The organism is Streptomyces phytophilus (assembly GCF_013870535.1).
GTDB lineage: Bacteria > Actinomycetota > Actinomycetes > Streptomycetales > Streptomycetaceae > Streptomyces > Streptomyces phytophilus.
In genome coordinates this window covers 1-6,935 of record NZ_JACBXC010000215.1, presented here as the reverse complement: position 1 = coordinate 6,935, position 6,935 = coordinate 1, and the positions used below count along the sequence as shown (strand labels likewise).

The following is a 6,935-nucleotide window of genomic DNA, read 5'->3' as shown; positions in this document are numbered from 1 at the left end:
GCGGCGCGGTGATGTCGATGGACCCGCACGTGGGCGACTTCGAGACCGCCGACGTCCTCGTCGAGGGCAGGAGGATCGTCGACGTCCGGCCCCGTATCGAGGCCGGCGGCGCCGAGGTGGTCGACGCGCGCGGGCACATCGTCATGCCCGGCTTCGTCGACACCCACCACCACCAGTTCGAGACCGCCCTGCGCGCGTTCCTCCCCAACGGGCTGCTGATCGACGACGGATCGGGCTCGCCCAGCGCCGACCCCTCCTACGTCGAGTACGTCCTGACCCGCTTCGCGCCCGCGTACCGGCCCCGCGACGTCTACGCCAGCACCCTCTTCGCCGGGCTGTCCCAGCTGGACGCCGGCGTCACCACCGTCCTCGACGTCTCGCAGATCCACCACTCCCCCGAGCACAGCGACGCCGCCGTCCAGGCGCTCGCCGACACCGGGCGCCGCGCGGCGTTCGGCTACTTCGAGGGCGACGGCCGCACCGGGTCCCGCTACCCGCAGGACGCGTACCGCATCAGGAACGAATGGTTCCCCTCCGACGGCCAACTGCTGACCATGGTCATGGGCGGGGAGATCCACCAGACCGAGGAGGTCTACACCCGCTCCTGGCGCATCGCCCGCGAACTCGGCCTGCCCATCGCCGCGCACGCCGTCTCCAGCGCCGGCCACCGGCCGGTCATCGACGACCTGGCCCGCGGCACCGGCGGCACGGACGGCGACCTCGGCTTCGGCCCCGACGTCATGTTCATCCACATGACGGGCATGTCCGACCTCGCCTGGCGGCGCGCGCGGGACGCCGGTGTGCGGGTCTCGGTCGCGTTCCCCATCGAGATGGCCATGCGGCACGGCGTACCGCCCATCCTCACGATGCAGAAGCTCGGCATGGAGCCCTCGCTCAGCTCCGACGTCGAGACCACCATGGCCGCCGACCCCTTCACGCTGATGCGTTCCGCGATGACCCTGCAGCGGATGCTCGTCAACCAGATGGTCCTCGAACAGGGCGACTTCACGCCCCCGAACGACTATCCCGTCCCGGCCCCGGGCACCCCGCCGCTGCTGACCGTCCGGGACGTCCTGCGGTACGCGACCGCCAACGGCGCCGCGCACCTGGGGCTCGACCGCAGGACCGGCACCCTCACCCCCGGCAAGGAGGCCGACATCGTCCTGCTGGACGCCACCGCCCTCAACGTCGCCCCGCTCAACAACGTGCCGGGCGCGGTGGTCGGCCTCATGGACCGCACCAACGTCGACACCGTGATCGTCGCCGGCAGGGTACGCAAGTGGCGCGGGCGCCTGCTCGACGCGCGCCTCGACCGCCTGCGCCGCGAACTCGAAGCCTCCCGCGACCACCTCTTCGACGCGGTCGGCATCCGCCCGGACCTCTTCGCCTGAACTCCGCCTGAACACCCCCTGAACGCCGCCGGTACGCCACCGGACCGCCGGTCGGTCGCCGCCCGGAACACCGCCGGAGCGCCGGCCGGCCGTCAGTGGTGGAAGCCCGGCTGGCGCGGCGCCGGCGTCCCGGCCCCGTCCTTCAGCCGCTCCAGCGCCGCCCGTACGTCCCCCGCCAGCAGCTCGATCTTGTCGAAGCTGATCCCGTGCCTGATCAGCACCCGCTGGATCACCGTCTCCTGCCGCCGCGGCGGCAGCGGGTACGCGGGCACCTGCCAGCCGCGCAGCCGCAGCTGCTCCGTCACGTCGTACAGCGTGAAGCCCGCGCCCGCCGGGTCCGTCAGCGTCCACGACACCGCCGGCAGCGCGCCGCGCCCGTCGTACAGCAGCGTGAACGGGCCCATGCCGGCGACCTGTTCGCCCAGCCACTCGGCGCTGGCGGCGGCCGCGCGGTAGATGCGGCGGTAGCCGTCGCGGCCCAGCCGCAGCAGGTTGTAGTACTGGGCGACGACCTCGCCGCCCGGGCGGGAGAAGTTGAGCGCGAACGTCGGCATGTCGCCGCCGAGGTAGCTGACGCGGAAGATCAGGTCCTCGGGCAGCAGGTCGGCGGAGCGCCAGATCGCCCAGCCGACGCCGAGGGGCGCCATGCCGTACTTGTGGCCGGAGGCGTTGATGGACGCCACCCGCGGCACGCGGAAGTCCCACTCCAGCTCGGGGCGGAGGAACGGGGCGACGAAGCCGCCGCTGGCGGCGTCCACGTGCACGGGTACGTCCAGGCCCGTGTCGGCCTGGATCGCGTCGAGTTCGGCGGCGATCTCCTTCACCGGCTCGTAGTCGCAGGTGTACGTGACGCCGAGGATGGCGACGACGCCGATGGTGTTCTCGTCGACGTAGTCGCGCAACTGGTGCGGGCGCAGGCCGGTGGCGTCCGGCTCCAGCGGCACCTGGCGCAGCTCGACGTCGAAGTAGCGGGCGAACTTCTCCCAGCACACCTGCACCGGCCCGCACACCAGGTTCGGCCGGTCGGCTGGCCTGCCCGCGGCCTCGCGGCGCTTGCGCCAGCGCCACTTGAGTGCCAGGCCGCCGAGCATCGCGGCCTCGCTGGAGCCGGTGGTCGAGCAGCCCATGGTGGTCTCGCCGTGCGGGGAGTGCCACAGGTCGGCGAGGATGTGCACGCAGCGGTTCTCGATCTCCGCCGTCTGCGGGTACTCGTCCTTGTCGACCATGTTCTTGCCGATGCACACGTCCATCAGCTCGTGCACCTCGGCCTCGGCCCAGGTCGTGCAGAACGTCGCCAGGTTCTGCGCGGCGTTGCCGTCGAGGCCCAGTTCGTCCCGGATGAGGGCGTCGACGGCGCGCGGGTCGGAGACCTTCTCGGGCATGCGGTACTTGGGCAGCGCGTGCTCGCTGATGGGCATCGCGTAGACGTCGTCGTACGGTCCGGCGACGCCGCGGTCGGTCTGGTGCAGGGCCACGGTGCGGCTCCTCTCGCCTCGGCGCACCCATCGTGGGCACCGGGAGCGGCAGGGCGCGGACCGACACGCCGCCCGCGGACGCGGGGTGGCGTCCGGGGCCGGTTCAGTCCGTACGCGCCCGGGGCAGTCCGGCGAGGGCCGCGAGCGGGAACGCGGGCACGTGGTGCCCGTCGCGCCCGGTCATGGGGGCGGCGGCGGTCAGCACGTTGAGCACGGCCTCCTCGACGGCCTCGACGACGGCGGTGTGGAAGGGGTCGACGCGGCCCCAGGGTATGAAGCGCAGCGTCTCGTACGGGGCGTCGCCACCGGCGCCGCCCGCCTGCCCGTCGGCGGCCGGGCGGGGCGGGAACGTGCTGGTGAGGGCGCCGGGGTTGGCGGTGGAGAAGGCGAGGAAGAGGTCGCCGGAGAAGTGGCTGCCGGTGGTGCCCGTACGGGCCAGGCCCAGCGGCACGCGCCGGGCGAGGGCCTTGCACTGGCCGGGCAGCAGCGGGGCGTCGGTGGCGACGACGACGATGACGGACCCGGCCCCGGGCGGCACGGGCCGCTCGGGCTCCACGGAACCGGCGGCGCCCGCGACCCCCTCGCCACCAGCCGGCCCCCCGCCACGCGCGGGACTCCCGCTGCCCGCCGGACTCCCGCCGTCCGCGGGACTCCCGCCGCTCGGGCTCCCGCCGCTCTCCGCCCCCTCGCGGCCCTCGTACGAAGCGGCGGCCCGGCCCAGCGGCGTCCCCGCCACCACCAGCTCGCGCCGCGCCCCGAAGTTGGCCTGCACGAAGACCCCGACCGTGTACCGCTCCGACCCGTACCGCACCACGCGCGACGCCGTTCCCGAGCCGCCCTTGAACCCGTAGAGCCGCATCCCCGTGCCGCCCCCGACGCTGCCCTCCGCGACCGGCCCGCCCGCCGCCGCGTCGATCGCCGCGCCCGCGTGCGCCGGCGTGACGTGCGCCCCGTGGATGTCGTGCAGGTACCCGTCCCACGTCTCGGTCACCACCGGCAGCAGCCACTCCGGCGCCATGTCCCTGCGGTGCGTGCGCACCCACTCCACCACGCCGCGGTGCACCGGCCCGACCGCGTACGTATTGGTGACGAGCACCGGCACCGCCAGCGAGCCGCTCTCCTCCAGCCACGCCGTGCCGGTCATCTCGCCGTTGCCGTTCATCGAGTGCCACCCCGCCGCGCACGGCGTGCCGACGCCGTCGCGCCCGCGCGGCAGCAGCGCCGTGACGCCGGTCCGCACGTCGTCGCCCTCGACCAGCGTCACGTACCCGACCTGGACGCCGGGGACGTCCGTGATCGCGTTCCACGCCCCCGGCTCGCCGGTCAGCGGGATGCCGAAGTCCCGTGCCCGCCCGCGCTCTTCGCTCATGCGCTCAGTCTCACATCCGGGACTGACATCGCGGCGGGGCGAACGCGGGCGGGCTTGCGGACCTGGGCTCGGCGGGGGTCAGGCGCCCCAGGGGACGGTCTCGCCGGCCGACGGGGTCTTGTCGGGGACGGGCTGGTCGAAGGTGAAGTTGGCGGTCTGCTGTTCACCGCTGGCGCTCGACGTGGCCCGTACCGGGAACGGCGTGCCCTGAGTGGCGACGGCGAGGGTCATGTCCGTCCCGTCGTGCTTGCCCGTGACCTCGATGACGGGCACGCCGTCGGCGGTCGTCTCGCTGCCCTTCTTCAGGGTGCCCGCGGAGGTGGCGTCCTTGATGGCGTCGCGGTAGTCGTTGATGCTGCAGAGCCTGGCGAGGTCGGACAGGCCCTGGTCCTGGGCGGTGCCCTGGAGGAACTTGCCCTCCAGCTTCTGCGCGTCCTTCGACTGGTCGGCGGGCAGGTTGTTCCGCAGCCAGGTGGCGTCCGGCTTGACCCACACCTTGTCGGAGTGCCTGATGATCTCCAGGCTGCCGCCGTCCGCGGCGTACTCGACGGTGCCGACGCAGTTGTCGTCGCGGTCCGCGGAGACCTCCAGGCGGGTGGGGTCCTGGCGGTCGAGACCGGAGCCGTCCCTGCTCACGGTGGCGTGCATGGACCTGGCGCCGTTGAACGCGTCCGTGGCCGCGGTGGCTATCCCGGCGGCACTCTTCTCGGCGACGCCGTTGTCGTCCTGTGCCTGGGCGGCTCCTGCGGTGCCGACCAGCGCGGTCGCGCAGAGCGTGGCGCCGAGGGCGCCGAAAGTCGCTTTCCGCGTACGGGGCATCGGACTTCCTTCCAGGAGGAAACAGCAACGCCAAGAATCGTACATTCAGCGCAAAACGGTCGCACGACCGGGGCAGCGGACGGGCGAACGCGCCCGCGGACACGCCGATCCACCGGGGCACACGCGGGGGAGCCGCCGGGGCGTACGCCGGGGTGATCCGGGCGCACTGTTCGTTCGGGAGGGTGTCCGGAGGTAGAACGGAGTAATGAGCCGCGCCCTGGCCGCCACCGTGGCAGCCGTGACAGCCGTGGTGACCCTGTTATCCGGCTGCACGCAGGCGTCGCACCGCTGCGACGACCGCCCCGAGCCCACCGACGTCCGCGGCCACCGGCGCCCCGTCGAGATCCGCCCCGGCGGTACGGACCCCGCCCTGCCCGTCGCCGCCGCCGCCCGGGCCGTACCGGCGGCGGGCCGCGGCGCGAGCGACACCGACCGGATCCTCGTACGCCTGCAGCGCGAGACGCTCCTCATGGCCGACGACCTCCGCACCGTCCGGCCCGGCCGCTGCACCGGCGGACCCCCCGACCGCACCGGGGCGGCCACCCGCTGCACCGTCAGCTACGCGGGCGTGGAGGTGCCGTGGCAGGTACGGCTCACCGACCCCCCGCCCGGCACCGCCACGGACCACCCCCGCTACGCCTTCCGCCCCCTGACCACCGTCCACACCGCCGAGGCCGTCTACGCCGCGTACGCCTGGCACGTGTCCCGCAGCGACGCCGACGGCCCCCTGGCCCCCCGCGACCCGCGCTGCGACCGGCTGCCGGACGTCTTCACCTCGGCACCGGGCGAGGACACAGGCTACTTCTGCCAGGACATCCTGTGGAAGTGCCGGAGCGGCGACTTCGACTTCGCCTGGAACGACCTGCCCGTCCGCGCGGACGAACACGGCGAGGTGAGCTTCGAGTAACCGCCCGCCGACGGCCGCCGGCGGGCCCGGCCGGCCTCACGCCGCCTGCAGCGGGGCGTCCTCGCGCCATTTGAGGATCTTGTCGAAGCTCACCACCGCGCCGCGGCCCGGGCGGTCGCGGATGTCGACGTGGTCGCTCAGCTCCGCGATCAGGAACAGGCCGCGGCCGCCCTCCGCGCCGGTGTCGGTCAGGGGTGCGGCGGTGGCGGGGGCGCGGGGGGTTTCGGGGGGCGGGGCGGAGGTGGCGAAGCCGGGGCCGGAGTCGATGACCTCGATGTGGCAGCGGTCGCCGTCGAAGCAGGCGGTGACGCGGTAGTCGTCGCCGGGTGCGGCGCCGCCGTGCTCGACGGCGTTGGCGCACGCTTCGGTGAGGGCGAGGGAGAGGTCGAAGGCGACGTCCGGGTCCACCCCGGCCGTCTCCATCGCACCGACCAGCAGGCGGCGGGCGAGCGGGACGCTGGCCGCCTCCCGGCGCAGTCGAAGGGACCACCACATGCTCATGCGTTCAGCCTCCTGGCCGCCACCCCGACATACGGTACGTATAACCCTTGTGTCGGCACCGTAAGCACGCGAGTTGCGTGAGAACCCTCATTCGGCGGAGGGGTTTCTTCCGCCGTTCGGGGTGGGACATGACATGGCCCGGATCCGGCCGATCGGCGCCCCGCCCGGGCCCGTACGGCTGTGCGGTGAGATGATGGCGCCCGCCATGGCTGCCCCTCACGCGCCCGCCACCGCGGAGCTGCGCCTCCTACGGGCCGCGGTGTTCACCGCGGTCTGCGTCGTGCTGTCCGCCGGGGGGCACGTGCTGGCGTCGGACGAGACGGTGCCGCTGTGGTCGCTCGGCGTCGCCGCGGCGCTGGTGTTCGCGGTGGCCGTGCCGCTGGCCGGGCGGGAGCGGTCGCTCCCCGGGATCGCGAGCACGGTCATCAGCAACCGGGCCTTGTGCGCGAACACGTTGCGCAAGGCGGTGCGAA

The 6,935-nt window shown here is 73.7% G+C and carries 6 protein-coding genes and 1 pseudogene; 3 read left to right on the top strand and 4 right to left on the bottom strand.

The window, feature by feature from the left end:
• Nucleotides 1–1,391: amidohydrolase family protein (locus H5J30_RS12865; RefSeq protein WP_181787568.1), on the top strand; the 1,391-nt coding region annotated here is incomplete at its 5' end.
• A 92-nt stretch (nt 1,392–1,483) separates the two neighbouring features.
• Here the strand turns inward: H5J30_RS12865 and gad are convergent.
• The 3 genes from gad to H5J30_RS12850 form a co-directional block, all read right to left on the bottom strand.
• Nucleotides 1,484–2,866: a glutamate decarboxylase gene (gene gad / locus H5J30_RS12860; RefSeq protein ID WP_181787567.1), complete on the bottom strand. Its 1,383-nt coding sequence runs from the start codon at nt 2,864–2,866 to the stop codon at nt 1,484–1,486.
• Between the two features lie 103 nt (nt 2,867–2,969).
• Entirely contained in the window at nt 2,970–4,235 is a 1,266-nt protein-coding gene (locus H5J30_RS12855) for a P1 family peptidase (RefSeq protein ID WP_181787566.1), read from the bottom strand.
• A 78-nt stretch (nt 4,236–4,313) separates the two neighbouring features.
• Nucleotides 4,314–5,054: a hypothetical protein gene (locus H5J30_RS12850; protein ID WP_181787565.1), complete on the bottom strand. Its 741-nt coding sequence runs from the start codon at nt 5,052–5,054 to the stop codon at nt 4,314–4,316.
• 238 nt (nt 5,055–5,292) lie between these two features.
• Here H5J30_RS12850 and H5J30_RS12845 point away from each other — a divergent pair, with 238 nt between their 5' ends.
• On the top strand, nt 5,293–5,961 hold the full coding sequence (locus H5J30_RS12845; RefSeq protein WP_309505517.1) for a hypothetical protein: 669 nt from the start codon (nt 5,293–5,295) through the stop codon (nt 5,959–5,961).
• Between the two features lie 36 nt (nt 5,962–5,997).
• Here H5J30_RS12845 and H5J30_RS12840 read toward each other — a convergent pair whose 3' ends face one another.
• The gene (locus tag H5J30_RS12840; RefSeq protein ID WP_037747800.1) at nt 5,998–6,462 is read right to left on the bottom strand and encodes an ATP-binding protein; all 465 of its coding nucleotides are present in this window, start codon (nt 6,460–6,462) and stop codon (nt 5,998–6,000) included.
• A 190-nt stretch (nt 6,463–6,652) separates the two neighbouring features.
• On the opposite strand from H5J30_RS12840, the pseudogene H5J30_RS12835 reads away from it, so the two are divergent.
• Nucleotides 6,653–6,935, top strand: a pseudogene (locus H5J30_RS12835) (hypothetical protein); the annotation flags it as partial.

Bases quoted from the DNA above. Each gene is read 5' to 3' on its own strand.
- H5J30_RS12855 (WP_181787566.1), bottom strand. From the start codon at position 4,235: ATGAGCGAAGAGCGCGGGCGGGCACGGGACTTCGGCATCCCGCTGACC.
- H5J30_RS12850 (WP_181787565.1), bottom strand. From the start codon at position 5,054: ATGCCCCGTACGCGGAAAGCGACTTTCGGCGCCCTCGGCGCCACGCTC.
- H5J30_RS12840 (WP_037747800.1), bottom strand. From the start codon at position 6,462: ATGAGCATGTGGTGGTCCCTTCGACTGCGCCGGGAGGCGGCCAGCGTC.